We start from the raw sequence: 17,458 nt of genomic DNA on the forward strand, positions 1-17,458 counted from the left end.
TCTGAAATCTGATGTCTGAAATCTGATATCTTTCAAACAAATCAATTATAAAATGAACAACGGTATTATCATATTAGATTTCGGATCTCAGTACAACCAGCTTATCGGAAGAAGAATCCGTGAAATGGGAGTATATTCGGAAATCTTACCTTACAATACACCATTACAAGAAATTCTTGAACGCCAGCCTAAAGGAATTATCCTTTCTGGAGGGCCAAGTTCTGTAAATGCAGAAAATGCTCACCTGGTTGAGAAAGCATTATACGAACAGGGAATTCCTGTACTGGGTATTTGCTACGGAATGCAGCTTACGGCACATGTTTTAGGAGGAAAAGTAAATAAAGGAGAAAAAGGGGAGTACGGAAAGGCTCACCTTGATATTATTAAAGAAAATGCTCTATTAGAAGGGGTAAGTCAGAATTCTGTGGTTTGGATGAGCCATTTTGATGAAGTAGGTGATCTGCCAGCAGGTTTTGAATTAAATGCAAAATCGGGAGTTATCGCTGCTATTTCAAATTCTGAAAGAAAAATCTATTGCGTTCAGTTCCACCCAGAAGTTTCTCATACAGAAGAAGGTGGTAAAATGCTTGAAAACTTTGTTTTCTCGATCTGTAATGCTGAGAAAAATTGGAAGCTTACCAATTATATTGAAAGAACAGTTGCTGATATCAAAGAAAAAGTAGGAGATAATAAAGTAATCCTTGGGCTTTCAGGAGGTGTTGACTCTTCTGTTGCTGCAGTTTTGATTCATAAGGCAATTGGCGATCAGCTGACTTGTATCTTTGTGGATACTGGTCTTTTGAGAAAAAATGAAGATGTAAAAGTGATGGAGAATTATGGAGAGCACTTCCATATGAACATTAAATTGGTTGATGCTTCAGAAAGATTTTTATCAAAATTGGCTGGAGTAGATGATCCTGAACAAAAAAGAAAGATCATCGGAAACGAATTTATCCATGTTTTTGATGAAGAATCTCATAAAATTGAAGGAGCTAAGTTTTTAGCACAAGGAACAATTTATCCTGATGTAATCGAAAGTCAGTCCGTAAACGGACCATCAGCAGTGATCAAATCTCACCACAATGTAGGAGGGCTTCCTGAGGAAATGGAATTTGAGCTTTTAGAGCCTCTTAGAGAGCTTTTCAAAGACGAAGTAAGGAAAGTAGGGGAAGAGTTGGGAATTCCTCATCATTTGGTATACAGACACCCTTTCCCGGGTCCTGGTTTAGGGATCAGAATTTTAGGAGCTGTAGATGCAGAAAAAGTAAGAATTCTTCAGGAAGCTGATGATATCTTTATTGAAGAATTGTACAAAAATGATCTTTACGAAAAAGTTTCTCAGGCTTTTGTAGTATTGCTTCCGGTTAAGTCTGTTGGAGTAATGGGAGACGAAAGAACCTATGAATACACTGCGGTAGTTCGTTCTGCCAATACAATCGACTTTATGACGGCAACCTGGAGCAGACTTCCTTATGAATTTTTAGATACTGTTTCCAGCAGGATCATTAATGAAGTAAGAGGAATTAACAGGGTAGCTTATGATATTTCAAGTAAACCACCTGCAACTATTGAGTGGGAATAATCTTACTTATAAACATAAAAATGCAGAATCCTACTTTTTTAGTAGGATTTTGTATTTTATGATTAAGCTCATGATTTATTTTATTTTTAGGTCGTACATTTGTACGAGAATTACATGATTTATATTCTAATAGATATAATAATTTTTTTTTCATCATTTGTGTTTTTGAACCTCCCTTATGGGAGGTTTTTTTATTTCTGAGGAGATATTTTTTCTTTATTTACCTGTAATGTGTTAAGAGTTATTTAATATTTTCTATGTATTGTGATTTATCTTAAATTTGAAAAATAGTAAATCATTGACCACTTTATCTCATTTAATATGCTTTTAAAAAAACTTTTCCCACTGATTCTGACAGGAAGCCTTATTCCAAATTTTAGTAATGCACAACATGTCTATCCTCCTCAAATCCAGAAATGGAATGCCGATGAATTGGGTAATCAACGGGCAGTATTGTGGTGGAATGCATCTTCAAAGCAGGCAAAGGCCGTCATTCCCTGGCGAAATATTAATGTAAAAGCTGATCAGAAGATGATAATTATAGACAGCCTTACTCAAAAACAGTATGAGCCGGATGCGTACCTGAATATGAATGAAGAAGAAGGTTCATTTGTTTTTAATCCGGTTTCAGGAAAAGGAATTTACTATGTCTATTTTCTTCCCTATAAGTTGGATGAAAGAACGAATTACCCCAAAGCGACTTACCTTAAGAGGACCAATACAGCGACTGCTAAAGATGTTGGAGCCGTACCATTGGCCAGTGTGATAAGAATAGAGTCGGTGGATAAGTTCAACTCCAATGATCCGATGGAAGTAATTGCTACTAAAAAAGAGATTGCAGAATACATGAAAAAACATGAAGGTCAGTCTTATTTTGTATTCCCGGAGACTAGAGAAAACCCTGTTAAAATGAATATAATCCCTCAACGTTGGGTGGATGATAAAAAGGACTCATCTGTTCTTCATGGAAATACTGAAAGAGGCCTATTTTATGCTTTTCAGATTGGGGTTTTACCAGTAAAAATTAATCTTGAAAAAGTAAAAATAACAGCTTCTTCATTAAAAAGTACTTCAGGAGCGACAATAGATTCCCGATATTTTAATTGTATTAATACAAACGGTACAGATTATAAAGGAGAAAAGCTGGAGTTAAACGCAAATGTAAAAAAAGATGATTTACAGGCTTTCTGGTGTGGCTTTGATATCCCTGAAAATACTTCTCCGGGAATCTATGAAGGGACAATTACCATTCGTCCAGAAAATGCTGCTGTACAAACAGTGAAAATTGTATTAAACATAAGTGGGGAAAAACCTGTTAATAAAGGTTTTGATGAACCCTGGAAAATGACCAGGTTGCCATGGCTTAATTCTACCTTGGCGCAGGCTAATACCGTAATCAAACCATATACACCATTACAGCTCAAAGGACAGGAAATTTCCTTACTGGGAAGGAAGGTACAATTAGATGCTTCAGGATTTCCTAAGCAGATTCAGACTTTTTTTACTCCGGAAATGACATCAATCGGAGAAAGGGCCAATTCAATACTAAGTGAACCTATACATTTTGTAGTAAAAGGACCAGGGGCAAAACCTGAGAACTTCAAAAATTCAGGAATTAAGTTTATAGGAAAAGAAGAAGGTAAAATATCCTGGATAAGCACAAATACTTCAGGGAACTTACAAATGAAGGTAGAAGGTTCCATAGAATTTGACGGATTTATGGAATACAGTGTGAAGATTACTGCATTAAAAGATATGCAGATTGATGATATTGCCTTGCAGATTCCTTTTGAGAAAGATAAAGCAACCTATATGATGGGATTAGGACAGAAAGGAGGTTACAGACCGGATCATTTTAACTGGAAATGGAATGTTGCCAAAAAAAACCAGGATGGAGCATGGTTGGGCAACGTAAATGCCGGAATACAATTTTCTTTAAGGGACCAGAATTATTCACGTCCGCTTAATACCAATTTTTACCTTCAAAAACCATTGATTCTGCCATCTTCATGGGGTAATGAAAATAAAGGAGGGATCACGATAAAAGAAGCCGGAGGAAAAATTGTTGTCAATAATTTTAGTGGGGCCCGCAGCATGAAAAAAGGAGATGAACTATATTATAACTTTCATCTGTTGATTACTCCGTTCCATCCGATCAATACAGAGGAACAATGGAATAACCGTTTTTATCATGCTTATAAGCCGGTTGATACGATAAAAGCCAGTGGAGCTAATGTAATCAACATTCATCACGGAAATGAGATCAATCCTTATATCAATTATCCGTTTGTAGCGACGAAAGAGATGAAGGACTACATTATGAAAGCGCACGAGAAAGGTTTAAAGGTGAAAATTTACAATACGATCAGGGAAGTTTCTAACCGGATGTATGAGCTGTACCCCGTGAAAAGTTTGGGTCAGGAAGTTTTTTCCGCAGGAAAGGGTGGAGGCTATTCATGGCTGCAGGAGCATCTTCATGATCACTATATCGCAGCCTGGTATGTGCCGGAATTTAAAGATGCTGCAATTATTAATAGTGGGATGAACCGTTGGCATAATTATTATGTGGAAGGGATGAATTGGCTGGTCAATAATTTAGGGATTGACGGAATTTATCTCGACGATGTAGCATTTGACAGGGTAACCATGAAGAGGATTAAAAGAGTAATGACCCAGAATGGACATCCCGGTATCATTGATCTGCATTCTGCAAATCAGTATAATGATAAGGATGGTTTTAATAACAGTGCCAATCTTTATCTTGAGCATTTTCCTTATATCAACCGTTTATGGTTTGGGGAATATTTTGATTATAACAACAATAATCCTGAATTTTTATTAACTGAGGTGAGTGGTATTCCTTTCGGGCTAATGGGAGAAATGCTTCAGGATGATGGCAATCCTTGGCGGGGAATGCTTTATGGCATGACAAGTCGTCTGGGATGGTCGGCAAAAAGTAATCCAACTCATCTGTGGAAAGCCTGGGATGATTTCGGAATTAAAGGCTCAAAGATGATTGGCTATTGGGTTCCTGACAATCCTGTGAAAACAGATAATCCAGCAGTACTGGCTACAATTTATAAACAGGAAAAAAAGATCATGGTTTCCCTTGCAAGCTGGGCTCCTCAGGATATTCGAGTGAAGCTGAAAATAGATTGGAAAGGTTTAGGCATAGACCCGAAGAATGTGAAAATAAGTACTCCTGCAATTAAAGATTTTCAGGAAGCAAAGACATTTAATATCAATGATGAAATTAGTGTGGAGAAAAACAAAGGATGTTTAATAATTATTCAATAGATTAAAGAACTCGCCCCGGATACAAGGAAATCTGGCACATAATCTGATTTATTTTACTTAAATTTAATAAAATTTATATAAAATGCAAGTAGATACAAGGACCTTAAGTGTACAGGATTATGATGAACTGGTAGAAACAATGAGGCGTGCCTACCCTCAGATGTCAGAATATGTATGGTCTAAAAAAAGCATCGAAAAATTAACGAAAATATTCCCAAAGGGACAGATCTGTATTACAGTAGATGGCAAATTAGCTGCTGTGGCGCTTTCCATCATCGTAAATTATGATGAATTCGGAGATGATCATACTTATAGTGATATTACCGGAAATTATACTTTCAATACCCATTCGTCAACAGGAAATGTACTGTATGGGATCGAAGTTTTTGTAGATCCGGAATACCGTGAACTGAGATTGGGAAGAAGATTGTATGATGCAAGAAAAGAATTATGCGAACAATTGAATCTGAAATCGATTGTGTTGGGTGGAAGAATTCCGAATTACCACAAATACAGTGACGAATTATCGACGAGGGATTATATACGGAAAGTGAGGGATAAGGAAATTTATGATCCTGTTTTATCTTTTCAGCTTTCCAATAACTTTTTACCCATCCGTGTTTTAAAAAAATATCTTCCGGAAGATGAATCTTCAAAGGAAAATGCAGTTTTGCTGCAATGGAATAATATCTATTACAGTAAAAAGCCAAACACGATGCAGGATAGTATTATCCGGCTTGGCCTTGTACAATGGCAAATGAGGCACTTTAAGAATATTGATGCCTTTTATGAGCAGGTGGAGTTTTTTGTTAATGTAATGGGAGATTATAAATCTGATTTCGTTTTGTTTCCGGAACTATTCAATACTCCTTTGCTGGCACCCTTTAACAAACTATCGGAAAGAGATAGCATGATTGAGTTGGCAAAATTAACTGACCAGATCAAAGAGAGAATCTCGGAATTGGCTATTAGTTATAATGTGAATATTATTTCAGGAAGCATGCCGGTTTTTGATCCTGAAAATAATGACCTTTATAACGTCAGCTACCTGTTGCACCGTGACGGACGCATTGATGAATACAGGAAAATTCATATTACGCCTAATGAAAGAAAATACTACGGAATGAAAGGTGGGAGTGAAATTAAAGTATTCGATACCGATTGCGGAAAAATAGGTCTTGTAATTTGCTATGATGTAGAGTTTCCGGAACTGCCTAGAATTCTGGCAGACCAGGGAATGAAGGTCCTTTTTGTCCCTTACCTTACAGATACTCAAAACGCTTATATGAGGGTTCGCCATTGTGCAGCAGCAAGAGCCATTGAAAATGAATGTTATGTTGCCATAGCTGGCTGTGTGGGGAATTTACCGGGGGTGAATAATATGGATATTCAATTCGGCCAGGCAGCTGTATTTACCCCTTCTGATTTTGCTTTCCCATCTAATGCCGTAAAAGGGGAAGCTACCCCTAATACGGAGATGACCTTGATTGTGGATGTAGATCTAAATCTTTTAAAAGACCTTCACTACAATGGTTCTGTTCAGATTCTAAAAGACAGGAGAAATGATCTCTATGAAACTTATCTTAAATAGTTAACAAATAAAAACAGAATGCAAAAGCATTCTGTTTTTTTATAAATAATTTTTGTTACCTCTATCTTATTGAAGCTGTGGACAAACTACAGCCGGGCAAATCAATTTTGGACATCTAGGTCTTCCGTCTGTAGGACAACATTGATTTGAGCATCCTACGATAATTCCAGCTCCTGAAACAGTTCTTAATTCTTCTCTTGATAATTTTTTGATCGGTAAATTTTTCATTTTGTAATATTTTACGGGTTAGTAATAATTTTTGTACCCTATAAAGATAAAAAAATCCTGCAAATAACAATAAAGATGGATTTTTTTTCTTCTATAGTTCTTTGGATATTGTATTAGGAATGGTTTTTGGAGTAATTTGCACTTATTATTCACAATTATGTTTGATAAGCAACAGAGAAAACTGAAAAGATCTGCCAGGCTGATTTCCGTATTAAGCAAATATGGTTTTAAAGATATGCTGGCCCGGATGAATGGGAATAAGCAGGAAGAGGAGGATTCTGAACGTTCTGATGAAATTATTTCAAAAGGAACTGTTTACGAAAGGATCAGATTGGTTTTGGAAGAGTTGGGACCAACATTCGTGAAATTGGGACAAACATTTAGCAACAGGGAAGATTTACTTCCCCCGGAACTGATTCAGGAATTACAGAAACTACAGGATAAGGTGGATACTGTAGAAATGAATGTAACTGAAATCCTGGAAAATGAATTCAATATTTCAGTGAAGGATCATTTTCTGGAAATTCAGTCCCAACCCTTAGCAACCGCATCCATTGCACAGGTGTATAAGGCTACTTTAGCAGATGGGACCAGTGTAATCCTAAAGATAAAAAAAGCCGATGTACAGACCGTTATTGAGGATGATTTGCTTTTGATCAAAGACCTGGAAAGGCTTGTTTCTTCTTATTCTGAAATTGGAGAGAAACTGAACTTAAAACAGGCTATATCCACATTTGAGAAATCGTTGCTTGAGGAAGTTTCTCTGATCAATGAAAAAGATAACATTTTACAGTTTACACGAAACTTTAAAAATAATAAGGAAACCTACGTTCCAAAAGTCTATGAGGAATTTTCCAATAATAACATTCTCTGTATGGAATTTATTGATGGAATAAAGGTCACAGATAAAGCAGGACTTTTAGCCCATAATATTGATCCTGTAAAGGTTTCTGAAGTGGGATTAAGGTTGTTTGTATCTCAGATCCTCGACTATGGTTTCTTTCATGCAGATCCGCACGCCGGGAATATTCTGGTAAAGAAGGATGGGAAAGTTGTTTTTATTGACTTTGGAGCAGTAGGACAGATTCAGCCTAATGATAAAGAAATACTTGAGGATCTTATTGTAAGTTTTGTGGCGAAAAACTCACACAAAATAGTGAGGTATCTGAAGAAGATGGCTGTCAGTTATGAAATTCCGGACGAAAGAAGATTTGAAAATGATGTAAATGATATTCTGAATTTTGTTCATAGTTCTTCTTTGCAGGATATCAATGTTCAGACGGTAATCAATAAAATGAAAGACATTTTGAAAGATAACCGTCTTCATATGCCGGACTATTTTTATCTGTTGTTTAAAGGAATCAGCCTTATAGAGGGAGTAGGAAGGAATATTAATCCGGATCTGGACATTGTTAAAAGTCTTAATCCTTATACCAAAAAGATATTTGCCAAAAAGATAAGTCCGAAAAATATACTTAAAACCGGAATGGATAAAATGATGAATTTCACGGATAATGTAGATGAAATTCCCAGAGAACTCCGTTCTGTTTTACAAAAGCTGGATGAAAATAAGTTTAGCATTTCCAGTGAAATTAAAAATATCGACAAAACGAATCAGATCATCAAATCCAGTGCGGTTAATATGATTTTAGCGCTCATATTGGGGGCAAACATGATTGCAACGGCAATTGTTTTTGTGTCAGAGGCTCCTCCGAGGATCGGAGAAATGTCACTGATAGCGGTATTGGGGTTTATCTTTTCAGTGATATTGGTTTTGATTCTGTTACTGAGGATAACCAGAAAGTAATTTTTTTAGAAGAAATATTCATTTAAAATAAAAAATAACCATATGAAACTAATGATTTTAGCTGTTCTGACATTCGGAGGTTCTATCCTGTCAGCTCAAAATAAAGAAGAAAAAGGAATCCTGGGTGATTACGATGGAAATGGAACAAAGGAGTATGCTTATTTTAAAATAAATGACTGCACTGAAGAATGTGATGGAGCGTGCGAAACGGTAATTTATTTTAGTGACAAAAAAATAAAGTCTTTTACCGTTTCAAAAGCAAATGGTGTTGAACTGTACAACCTCGGAGACCTTAATGGGGACGGAAAAGATGATATCGGGGCTTATACGCTTTGGTGTACAAGCTGCTGGGCTCCGTTTTATGTATATACCAACAGTAAAACCGATTGGAAGCCTATAGTGAAACCTATTTCAACCCATTGCTCGCAATGGGAAGCCGATAAATTTCCGATCAAAAAAGATCCTCGGAAGAAAGGACATGTAATTATTACGTCAAGCCAATGGAAAGATGATGATATTAAGATAGTGAGTCAAAGCGTTAAAGTAAATTAAAACCTGCTATTCATCAACCATTCAACTATCATTTCACATTGTACATTTTAATACCTATCTTTGCAAAATGGAAAAACTCACTTTTGCAGATTTTGGCCTGCCGGTAAAAATTCTTGATGTTTTAGCAGATTTGGAACTGTTTGAACCTACTCCTATTCAGGAAAAGAGTATCAGCCCGATACTTTCGGGTAGGGATGTAATGGGAATTGCCCAAACCGGAACAGGAAAAACTTTAGCATATCTTTTACCGGTTCTTAAGACCTGGAAGTATAACAAAAGTGGAAATCCAACGGTATTGGTATTGGTTCCTACCAGGGAGCTGGTGGTACAGGTAACTGAAATTCTTGAAAAGTTAACCGCCAATATTACCGCAAGAGTTATCGGAATTTACGGAGGAAAAAATATCAATACACAGAAGCTTTTATTTGATAACGGATGTGATATTTTGGTAGGAACTCCGGGAAGGGTAATGGATCTGGCAATTGATAACGCAATTTCTCTTAAAGAAGTTCAGAAGCTGATCATTGATGAGTTTGATGAAATGCTTAATTTAGGTTTCAGACCACAACTGACTCATATTTTTGAAATGATGAAAGAGAAAAGACAGAATATTCTTTTCTCTGCTACAATGACGGAAGCTGTAGATGAAATGCTGGATGAATATTTTGCCCATCCTATAGAAATTTCATTGGCAAAGTCCGGAACTCCTCTGGAAAAGATAGAACAGACAGGATATAAAGTTGAAAATTTCAATACGAAGATCAATCTACTGGAGCATTTACTAAAAAGTGACGCTGAAATGTCTAAAGTTCTGATCTTTACCAATAATAAGAAGAACTCCGATTTGTTATTTACAAAGATTGAGGAACTTTTCCCCGGACAATTTGATGTTATCCACTCCAATAAATCTCAAAACTATAGATTGAAAGCGATGAAACGCTTTGAAAATGAAGAAATAAGAGGTCTTATCACTACAGACGTTATGGCAAGGGGGCTTGATATCTCAGATATTACCCATGTCATCAACTTTGAGACTCCTGAAGTTCCTGAACAGTATATCCATAGAATTGGTAGAACAGGTAGAGCGGATAAAAATGGTAAAGCTGTTACCTTTGTTACTAAAAAAGAAGAGCCATTGGTACTGGATATCGAGCTTTTGATGGATAAAGAGCTGAAATTTATAGATTTCCCTGAAGAAGTAAAAATCAACCCTAAGAAGATTGCATCTGAAGAAGACCAGATTATAATGAAGAATCCGGCACAGGTGAAGCTTTACGAAGGAGGTGGAGCTTTCCATGAGAAAAAAGATAAGAATAAAAAGGAAAACTGGGGTGGACCTTCTAAAAGAAAAGCACCAAAGAAATTTGGGGCTAACAGGGCACAGCAGAAAGCAATTTCGAAATCAAAAAGAAAGAAATAATAAACAAAAAGCTTCATCGGTTAAGATGAAGCTTTTTGTTTGCGGATGTGGAGAAGGTATCTTCTGTTAACAACTGCTATTTCATATAAGGTCTTATCACATCTGCCCAGATCTTATTTCCTTCCGGAGTTAAATGAAGCATATCTTCAAGGAAAATATCTCTTCTTACATTTCCATTCGCATCTTCCATTGCCTTAGTGATATCAATATATTCAGCATTTTTTTCCTTTTTCATGAAGGCGGCAATCTGTTTGTTGGTTTCTCTCATTTGTGGCCAGAGAATTTCCCGGCTGGGCGAAAATTTAATTGAAATGTAATCGACTTCTATGTTAGGAAACCTTTGACGAATCTTTTTATAGAAAGTTTTAAAACGCTTGACAACCACATCTGCTTTTAAATCGTGATTATCTGCAAAATCATTATCCCCGCAATAAATGATGATTTGTTTGGGTTGATAAGGAGCGAGAAGATCATCAGCATAGGCATTCAGGTCTGTTAACCTTGAGCCACCAAATCCTCTGTTGATGATTACCTTACCAGGAAAATAACTCGCCACATCTGTCCATCTTGTAAAAGATGAGCTGCCGATTAAAAGAATAGCATCTTTGGGTGGTGGAGTTTCCTTATCTAATTTTTTGAAATTTTGAATGTCCTGCCAGAACATCGGTTTTTTTTCCTGTGAAAAGAAAATGGCAAATGACAGCAATAAGAATGCTGATAAAATCTTCTTCATTTTTTTAATAATTTTTAGTTATTGAAAACCCGTCTCAAAAAAAACTCCCGAACTTTTCGGGAGTGTGGTTTTATCTTTTATAGGTAATGTAGGCGATATCTACAACCTGGTCTCCATTGATATCTATATTGCCAAAAAGCTGTTGGAGCTTAAGTTCCGTACTATTTAAAATCGCAACTCTGTATTTTAGTTCCCCACTATTTCCATAGGTTATGGTAAGATCTTTAGAGTCTGTATCATATTTAAAGGTTCCTTCACTTAATCCATTCTGCTGACAATCTGCACCAACTCCGGCATAAGAAGTATATGAAGTAAAATAATCGGTTCTGAACACGGTAGTATTTTTGGTACTACATCCGCTGGGAGTATCAGAGGCAAGTACAGTTTTATTGTCTTTTCCGGAGATAATTTCTGTTTTACTTGTCTTCCATTCTCCTTTCATCATATCCAGTTCATAAGCCTGCATGTTGTCATCTTCACACGAAGTAAGCGCTAGCGCTGAAAAGGCAAATAAAAGTAGTTGTTTTTTCATTTTCACAAATTTAAGAATATGCTAAAATATAAATAAATTTGAAATATAGATAATGAAATTAAGGTTTTTTAAACAAATGTTTACAAATAAAATAATTTTATATTAAAAGTTGGAAGTCAGAAAAGATTAGAATTTATATATTTTAAAATGAAGGAATTGATCATTCAAATAACTTCCCATTATCTGACTTCCAGCCTCAAATCTGTTTAGTAACTCATTTCTACGATCTTATAAGCATCCTGAGGAGTTAACTTTTTGTATTCTCCCAGACCTAGCCAGTTCCTGTCTGTAAAAGCTTTTTCCACTCTTTCAGCAGTTCCTTTAAATTCTTGGGTATATTCCGAGAGTTTAGTCTGGATATCTAAGCTATGGAAAAATTCTTCCAGCTTCTTAATACCAGCTTCTGCTTTTTCCTCAATACTTCCTTCTTTAATTCCCCAAACTCTTTCAGCATATTGTGCCAGTTTTCCTTTTTTGGAATCAAAATTATACCGGTAATGAGATGGGGCAATAATGGCTAAAGTTCTCGCGTGATCAATGCCATAATACGCTGTTAATTCATGACCCATAGCATGAACAGCCCAGTCTGTGATTACTCCTTTCTGGATCAGACCATTTAGGGCCATTGTACAGCACCACATAAAATTTCCGGCAGCATCATAATCAAAATTGTCGGCCATTACTTTTGGAGCCGTTTCCTGAAGACTGATCAAAATACTTTCTGCAATTCTTTCCTGCAGGTCTGCAGAAGATGGAGCCGTCATATATTGTTCAAGAACGTGCGTGTATGCATCAGTAATTCCATTAACGATTTGTCTTTTAGGGATCGATCGTACAACCTCCGGGTCTAAAACTGAAAATTGCGGGAAAAGACCGGGACCTCCTGTGGATAATTTTTCGTTAGTTTCTCTTCTTGAAATAACATATCCTGAGTTCATTTCGGAACCTGTTGCAGGAAGAGTCAGAATACTTCCGAAAGGCATCCCTTCTCCTTCAAAGGTTCTTACCGGTTTGGTGAGGATTTCCCAAGGCTCACTATGGTAGTTGGCTGCCGCGGAAAGAAATTTCGTTCCGTCAATAACCGAACCGCCACCTACTGCCAGGAGAAAAGTAATTCCTTTCTCTTTGATCACCTGCAGTGCATTGATAAGTACCTCGTATTCCGGATTAGCTGGAACACCCCCGAATTCATGCACTTCATAATCTTTTAAAGCTTCTTTTACCTGATCATAAACGCCGTTACTTTTAATGCTTCCACCTCCGTAAATCATTAATATTTTGGCATCAGCAGGAATTTCTTTTGAAATTTTAGCGATTTCACCTTTTCCAAAAAGTATTTTGGTTGGATTTTTAAATTCGAAATTGAGCATTAGTGTAAATTTATTTTACCCAAATTTACGGAATGCAAAGTGAAAACTGAGTTAATGGAGTTTTAAAATTATTATGATTCTGTTTTATGAAAACTATTAGTGTATGGGAATTGTATCATTTTCCTTTCAGGTACGCTTTGGCAGTTTCTATAAACTTTTCTTTATCTTTTTTTATTCTTTTCAGCATCTCTACTTTATCAGGAGGTGTTGATAAATATTTATCGCCCCAAAGATTGATCTCTACGATGATAGGGACGAGGTCAATTCCTTTCTCAGTGAGAGAATAAAGGACTTTTAATTTATTTTCAGGATGATCTTTTTTATCAATAATACCGTTTTCCAGTAAATGTTGTAACCTCGAGGCTAATATATTGGTGGCTATTTTTTCCTCTGCTTTCAAAAAAGCTCCGTAAGTACATTCTTTATGAAGCATAAGGTCACGGATGATAAGCAGGGACCATTTATCTCCCCATATTTCAAGGGAAGAGCTGATAGGGCAGTCGGATCTTTTTTTACTCATAATTTTAATTGAAAAAAAAAAACACTTGCAAAATGAAAGTTTTTATTTAATTTTACTTTTATTTTGCAAGCAAATTTAATTATAAATAAATTAATAAATCAATGGAAAATTATGACGTTGCTGTAATAGGCTCTGGCCCTGGTGGATATGTAGCTGCAATCAGAAGTGCACAACTGGGTTATAAAACTGTAATCATAGAAAAATATACAACATTGGGAGGTACATGTACAAACGTTGGCTGTATTCCTACAAAAGCATTACTGGATAGTACCCATCACTACGCAGAAGCACAGCACGGGTTTGGTAGCCATGGAATTATGCTCAATGAAATTAATCTTGATTTTAGCCAGATGTATAAAAGGAAATCGGAGGTCGTAACTAAAAATACTTCCGGGCTTGAATTTTTAATGAATAAAAATAAAATCACCCATATTCAGGGGATGGCCCGATTTATTAATGATTCCACTATACAGATCAGCGGAAAGGAAGGTGAACAAACTGTTGTGGCTAAACATTATATCATTGCAACAGGTTCCAAGCCTTCAACTATTTCCGGGATTGAAATTGATAAGAAAAGAATAATCACTTCTACCGAAGCTCTTTCTCTTCAGGAAAAGCCTAAAACGATGATAATTATCGGTGGTGGGGTAATCGGTGTTGAAATGGCCTCTATTTTTAGCAGAATAGGGACTAAAGTTACCATTCTTGAATACGCGGATCATCTTATTTCCACAATGGATCACGGGTTGGGCAGGAGCCTTCAAAAGATTCTTAAAAAAGAAGGAATTGAAATACATCTTAACCAGTCTGTTTATAAAGCGGAAAATTTGGGAGCTTCGGCAAAAGTTTTTTTTCGTGATCAAGACGGAAAAGAAAATGAGCTGGAAGGAGATTATGTATTGATGGCGGTGGGAAGAAGACCTTACACAGATGGGTTAGGACTTGAAAATACAGGGGTGCAGGTTAATAACCGTGGTTTTATTGAAGTAGATGAAAAATGCTGCACAGCAGTTTCTACTATTTATGCAATAGGTGATGTTATCGGTGGTGCAATGTTGGCCCACAAAGCGGAGGAAGAAGGGGTTCTTGTTGCAGAAACAATCAATGGCCAGAATCGCCATATCCATTATGACCGTATTCCTTCAGTGGTGTATACCTGGCCGGAAGTGGCATCTGTTGGATTTACAGAAGAATATCTTAAAAAAAATCAGATCGAATACAGGTCAGGATCTTTTCCTTTCTCGGCCAGTGCCAGGGCCAGAGCATCAATGGATACGGAAGGTTTTGCAAAAGTACTGGTAGATCCTAAATATGGTGAGATCTTAGGAGTTCACATTATTGGAGCAAGGGCAGCGGATTTAATTGCCCAGGGGGTTATAGCCCAGGAATATGAAGTGACAGCAGAGGACATGTTCCGTATTTCCTATGCACATCCTACCTATTCTGAAACTTTAAAAGAGGCTTACCTAATTGCTTCAGGACAAGGAGCAATTAATATATAAAGTAATCATGCTAAAATTTTAACCATTAAGATCTGTGAAGGGCATAAGAATAATTAAGATTCATCTTAGATGAAAAAAAGCATCTTGCAAAAAAATAGCTTTAGCTATTCCCTTAACTATCCTCATCAACTTAAAAAATCTTAATGGTTTAAAATAGCAGTTTATAAATTTTATCGCAGATAAAATCCTCGCGCCTTAAAGCTGTATCTTGTTAAATTAGTTTGCGCCTTGGCGTTTTTTAAAATTCAGTTACAAAGAAGTACAGTTTTCATCCTTCGTGTATACTCCATTGCTTTTTGCCTCCAGTTTTCCGGTTTTTCTATTGATTTTAACCCAAAAAGATTCTTTCACAGCCGGACAACCCTTTGATTGCATAAGGTACATTGAAATATGGCGGTCTTCAATTTTATATGATCCGGTAAATCGGTTACTTGTATCCACAGAATACCCATACGTTTTTGCCAGTAAAATAGCCTCCGGAAGATTGTCTACTGTTCCGATAAAATCTCTCAGTTGCTGTTCATTGGAAAAATAAATAGACCTTTCGTTTTTGCACGCAAGAATATATGAAAAGCAGTTGTTCCCAATACATTTCTGGAAAAAACCTTTTTCAGGAACAGGTTCATTGATGGTCATAAAGTCAGGAGCCTGGCTTTCATAGAGTACTGATTTTTCATAGTCCATATCATTGCTCAGAACGCGCCAGTAAGCATAGTCTTTATCAGGAACAATGAACGGGTAAAGGTATTCTACCGTATCGAGAATATCAGGAATTTTTTTATAATCATCAGGAACCTTGATCTGGCTGTAAAGCAGATTGGAGAGAATCAGGGAAAATGCGATGATTACTTTCATACAGAATGTGTTTCCGGTGCAAATTTAAGAAAGAGAATTATTCCAATACAATTTTATAATATCCTTTTTCAGCAGTTACATCAATATCTATACCTGTAAACGTTAATTTATTGATTTGATAGCCATCACACCCTCCATTAAATTCTGATGACTGTATTGAAAAATCTAAGTCTTTAATATTAGAAAAGAATTTATACTTTTTTGTTCCATTATAAGCACCTACATTTTCTACAATGATCATATTGTCAGATGTTTTGGATAGTTGTACGCTATTGTTATCTTCGTCCTGAACTGAATAAGTTGTCAATGTTCCATTGGCAATAAGATTTTCATCATTAGAATCCACAAACTTAAAAAGAATCGGCAGAGGAGCATTATAACAATCTTTTTCACATGAGATGAAGAGAAGGGCTACGAGTAAAAAAGTAAATATTTTTTTCATGGATGATGGATAGTGTGAAGAGTAAATTTAGGTATTAATATTTGGTAATCAAAACTATACTATACTTGAATTATTAAAACGACCTCTGAATATTTTCAAAACTTGTGCAAGCTGACCATCTGTAATATCAAAATCATCAATGTTGATTTCTATTTTTTCATTGTTGTGGAAAAAGTATAAATAATTTATTTCAGGCTTATAATCATGTTTAGATTCACGGCTCACCAAACGCTTTACAATAATCTTTTCAAGTTGAATTTCACTCCACAAATACCTAGTATTATTTTTTATCTGAATCCCTTTTCCATTAATAGAAATGATAATTTGTGATATTTTTTTGATCTCTGAAATTATTTTGAACATAAAATAGCCAGTAAATCCAAGAAGTATACATAATATAAATATTGCAGCTCCGTTAAATTTGAATTTAAAACCTAAAAGAAAAAACAAACCTAGAATCACAAATATACCGTAAGTGGCAATAGCAATAATTCTACCCGAACGCGAATATTTGATTATAATTTCATCAGGAACTGAATTTTCATCATATTCAATTTTATCACTTTTATGAAAAGAATATTCTTTATAAATGAAAACGCCATTGATGAATGAAGCAATGAAAAAAATAATAGAAAGAGGAATAAAATATTGTAGTAAATAAATACCTATGAATAAAGCTAAACTTCCTAAAATTGCATAAAAAATAATTCCGAATTTCATTTCTGGTTAAATTTTTTGCGAATATACATTTTAAACTCAATTTACACGAGATTCATAAAAAAACATTTCCGTTCCAAGGATATTCAGAACCGCGCCAAATAGTAGCTTTTAAAACAATTATAATAGTTTGAATTAAAAAAATCAAAGTGAGAATAGCATGAAATGAATTGCTTTTTTTTCTAAAAATTAAAGTAAAAATTAAATGGATAATTGTTGTTAAGTATAAAATAGCATATCCTATTAGATCTCCCAATCCCCAACCAAAAGAAATGTGTTTGTAAAATGTTCCTAATAAAGAAATAATAAT

Annotated in this window: 15 protein-coding genes; 7 read left to right on the forward strand and 8 right to left on the reverse strand. The window is 35.6% G+C overall.

What is annotated here, in order from left to right; translation table 11 throughout:
• Positions 1-52: 52 nt before the first annotated feature.
• From guaA to ACNFU2_RS00160, 3 genes are all read left to right on the forward strand, one after another.
• On the forward strand, positions 53-1,582 hold the full coding sequence (gene guaA, locus ACNFU2_RS00150; protein ID WP_172277779.1) for a glutamine-hydrolyzing GMP synthase: 1,530 nt from the start codon (positions 53-55) through the stop codon (positions 1,580-1,582).
• Positions 1,583-1,903: 321 nt separating this feature from the next.
• Positions 1,904-4,879, forward strand: coding sequence for a glycoside hydrolase domain-containing protein (locus ACNFU2_RS00155; RefSeq protein ID WP_418123182.1), 2,976 nt, complete (start codon positions 1,904-1,906; stop codon positions 4,877-4,879).
• Positions 4,880-4,961: 82 nt separating this feature from the next.
• Positions 4,962-6,470: a bifunctional GNAT family N-acetyltransferase/carbon-nitrogen hydrolase family protein gene (locus ACNFU2_RS00160; RefSeq protein WP_345989484.1), complete on the forward strand. Its 1,509-nt coding sequence runs from the start codon at positions 4,962-4,964 to the stop codon at positions 6,468-6,470.
• 66 nt (positions 6,471-6,536) lie between these two features.
• On the opposite strand, the gene ACNFU2_RS00165 is transcribed toward ACNFU2_RS00160, so the two are convergent.
• Entirely contained in the window at positions 6,537-6,698 is a 162-nt protein-coding gene (locus tag ACNFU2_RS00165; RefSeq protein ID WP_172277785.1) for a bacteriocin-like protein, read from the reverse strand.
• A 157-nt stretch (positions 6,699-6,855) separates the two neighbouring features.
• Here ACNFU2_RS00165 and ACNFU2_RS00170 point away from each other — a divergent pair, with 157 nt between their 5' ends.
• The 3 genes from ACNFU2_RS00170 to ACNFU2_RS00180 all read left to right on the forward strand — a co-directional run bounded on the left by ACNFU2_RS00170 (position 6,856) and on the right by ACNFU2_RS00180 (position 10,477).
• Positions 6,856-8,505 carry an ABC1 kinase family protein gene (locus ACNFU2_RS00170; protein ID WP_418123185.1) on the forward strand — a complete coding sequence of 550 codons (1,650 nt, stop codon included), beginning with the start codon at positions 6,856-6,858 and terminating at the stop codon, positions 8,503-8,505.
• Positions 8,506-8,547: 42 nt separating this feature from the next.
• Complete coding sequence (locus tag ACNFU2_RS00175) at positions 8,548-9,057, forward strand: hypothetical protein (RefSeq protein WP_418123187.1); 510 nt, start codon at positions 8,548-8,550, stop codon at positions 9,055-9,057.
• 67 nt (positions 9,058-9,124) lie between these two features.
• On the forward strand, positions 9,125-10,477 hold the full coding sequence (locus ACNFU2_RS00180; RefSeq protein WP_345989477.1) for a DEAD/DEAH box helicase: 1,353 nt from the start codon (positions 9,125-9,127) through the stop codon (positions 10,475-10,477).
• Between the two features lie 76 nt (positions 10,478-10,553).
• Here the strand turns inward: ACNFU2_RS00180 and ACNFU2_RS00185 are convergent, their stop codons facing one another.
• From ACNFU2_RS00185 to ACNFU2_RS00200, 4 genes are all read right to left on the reverse strand, one after another.
• The gene (locus tag ACNFU2_RS00185) at positions 10,554-11,210 is read right to left on the reverse strand and encodes a GDSL-type esterase/lipase family protein (RefSeq protein WP_273647525.1); all 657 of its coding nucleotides are present in this window, start codon (positions 11,208-11,210) and stop codon (positions 10,554-10,556) included.
• Between the two features lie 70 nt (positions 11,211-11,280).
• A complete protein-coding gene (locus ACNFU2_RS00190; RefSeq protein WP_172277794.1) occupies positions 11,281-11,742 on the reverse strand; it encodes a lipocalin family protein in 462 nt (153 codons plus the stop codon).
• A 206-nt stretch (positions 11,743-11,948) separates the two neighbouring features.
• On the reverse strand, positions 11,949-13,112 hold the full coding sequence (locus ACNFU2_RS00195) for an iron-containing alcohol dehydrogenase (RefSeq protein ID WP_418123190.1): 1,164 nt from the start codon (positions 13,110-13,112) through the stop codon (positions 11,949-11,951).
• Positions 13,113-13,227: 115 nt separating this feature from the next.
• Positions 13,228-13,632, reverse strand: coding sequence for a winged helix-turn-helix transcriptional regulator (locus ACNFU2_RS00200; RefSeq protein ID WP_418123192.1), 405 nt, complete (start codon positions 13,630-13,632; stop codon positions 13,228-13,230).
• Positions 13,633-13,733: 101 nt separating this feature from the next.
• Here ACNFU2_RS00200 and lpdA point away from each other — a divergent pair, with 101 nt between their 5' ends.
• Positions 13,734-15,134 carry a dihydrolipoyl dehydrogenase gene (gene lpdA / locus ACNFU2_RS00205; RefSeq protein WP_418123194.1) on the forward strand — a complete coding sequence of 467 codons (1,401 nt, stop codon included), beginning with the start codon at positions 13,734-13,736 and terminating at the stop codon, positions 15,132-15,134.
• 249 nt (positions 15,135-15,383) lie between these two features.
• Here lpdA and ACNFU2_RS00210 read toward each other — a convergent pair whose 3' ends face one another.
• From ACNFU2_RS00210 to ACNFU2_RS00220, 3 genes are read right to left on the reverse strand one after another with little or no spacing between them, the layout of a single operon-like run.
• Positions 15,384-15,989, reverse strand: a complete 606-nt coding sequence (locus ACNFU2_RS00210) for a hypothetical protein (RefSeq protein WP_418123196.1) — start codon at positions 15,987-15,989, stop codon at positions 15,384-15,386.
• Between the two features lie 37 nt (positions 15,990-16,026).
• Positions 16,027-16,431, reverse strand: coding sequence for a hypothetical protein (locus ACNFU2_RS00215; protein WP_172277804.1), 405 nt, complete (start codon positions 16,429-16,431; stop codon positions 16,027-16,029).
• Between the two features lie 54 nt (positions 16,432-16,485).
• Positions 16,486-17,151, reverse strand: coding sequence for a hypothetical protein (locus ACNFU2_RS00220; RefSeq protein ID WP_418123198.1), 666 nt, complete (start codon positions 17,149-17,151; stop codon positions 16,486-16,488).
• Positions 17,152-17,458: the final 307 nt, after the last annotated feature.

Origin of the sequence: Chryseobacterium sp. PTM-20240506, assembly GCF_048296755.1 — a bacterium.
Lineage (GTDB): Bacteria > Bacteroidota > Bacteroidia > Flavobacteriales > Weeksellaceae > Chryseobacterium > Chryseobacterium proteolyticum.